The sequence below is a fragment of the Pseudoflavonifractor sp. MCC625 genome (assembly GCF_018784545.1).
Taxonomy (GTDB): Bacteria; Bacillota; Clostridia; order Oscillospirales; family Oscillospiraceae; genus Pseudoflavonifractor_A; species Pseudoflavonifractor_A gallinarum.
In genome coordinates this window covers 1-1,518 of record NZ_WQOJ01000051.1, presented here as the reverse complement: position 1 = coordinate 1,518, position 1,518 = coordinate 1, and the positions used below count along the sequence as shown (strand labels likewise).

Sequence of the window (1,518 nt, the reverse complement as noted above, 5' to 3'; positions counted from 1 at the left end):
TTCATTTCCTCAAAAGTAAAGTTTCCCATATCAAATCTCCCTTTCCGCACTCTTTTTGGGTGCTGTCTTTTTGTGTTCTGCCTTGGGCTGGCCTTTCAGCTGCTCCATGACGGACTTTTTCTTTTCCCGTTCCTTCCGATGAACGGCATCAGCCAAGTCCATCAGGGAAATGGGCTGACCGCTTCGGGCCTGCTGTTCCAGCTCTGCCACCGTAGGTTCTTTTGCGCCATTGTTGATGATACCGTCGATCATGCCGTAATCGTCCTCCAGCATCATTTCCGCATTTTTCAGCGGGTTTTCTGGCAGGAATCCGAGGATCTGGGTAAAACCAACGCTGTCACAGTAATGACAGGATACCTTACCGTCCTGTCTGATTGCAACGATGTCGCTGACGCTCATGGAGGGACTGTGAAAGTCCACGGGCTTTTCCAGATTGAATTGCTGATAGAGTTTTTCCAGATGCTCCGGCACAGTGCCAGACTCCCTCAGAGGAGCTGTGTAAATGAGGTCATAATTGCTGCGGTCTATGGAAATGTCATGGGACTTTAACCAATCCAGATTCATAAAGCGCACATTCTGCGAATCGTCACTACTTATCTGATAGATGGCAAAGCAATCTCTGTTCTGAGAGAGAAATGCCTGTTCGCGTTCCTGCTGATGTTCCTGACGCTCCATGACCTTTTCGTGGAACTGAGGGCTTTTCTCCCATTCCTCATGGTCCACACCGAAAAGACCGCCATGATCCATGATTTCCTGCGGATCAAACACCATGCTCTCCGTATTGTCCTCATGCAGCACATAGACGGTCAAACCGGCGGCGTCCAGTTCCAGCGCCCGTTCTCTGGTAACAGGGAGCATCCCATCATAGGAGTAGCCATATTCCTGCATATCCGGTGTGGATACCTGCTCATCCGGCATGGGGTATTCATCCAGTGCCTGCTCCTGCGCTTCCGGCAGCTGGGAAGAAGCAGTCATCTGACTGGTCTCTGCCTGCATTTGCTGATAGGCCGCTTCCTGCAAGGTCTCAATCATGGACATAGGAGCGTGTCTGAGCGAAGTGCTGTCCAGATTGTTGTCATCACAAATCTGGAGAACTGCATTTTTGCGGGAAAGCTCCGGCATATCCAGCTGACCGCCATCCAGCTCTTTCATGGATGCGGCATCGTAAAGGGTATAGTCCCAGCCACTGTCACAGGGCTGGATATGAAGATAAGTGGCATCGTCGATCAGAAACAAAGCCTCCTGCTGGTTGGCGTCCGCTCCCAGCACCTCCATTTCCGGCATGGCCGCAGCCAGTTCCTTTACCGCTTTTTGCACCAGAGGATTATCACGGTAATAGTCGATTGCCTGAATGGTGTCCAGGTCAATGGTCTGCCCGGTCAAAATCGGAAAAGGTCCTTCATAGTCGCTTCCATCTTTCAGCTCAAAGCCAATGCCCTTGATCCCGTTCATTCGCTCTGCCGGAATTTCCTGATAGATGCGGACCGCCTCCTCCAAAGACAGGTTATCGTGGTATTC

The 1,518-nt window shown here is 51.1% G+C and carries 1 protein-coding gene; it reads right to left on the bottom strand.

What is annotated here, in order from left to right; all coding sequences use genetic code 11:
• Positions 1-30: 30 nt before the first annotated feature.
• A partial coding sequence (locus tag GPK94_RS15795) for a YodL domain-containing protein (RefSeq protein WP_215656261.1) occupies positions 31-1,518 on the bottom strand: 1,488 nt, incomplete at its 5' end.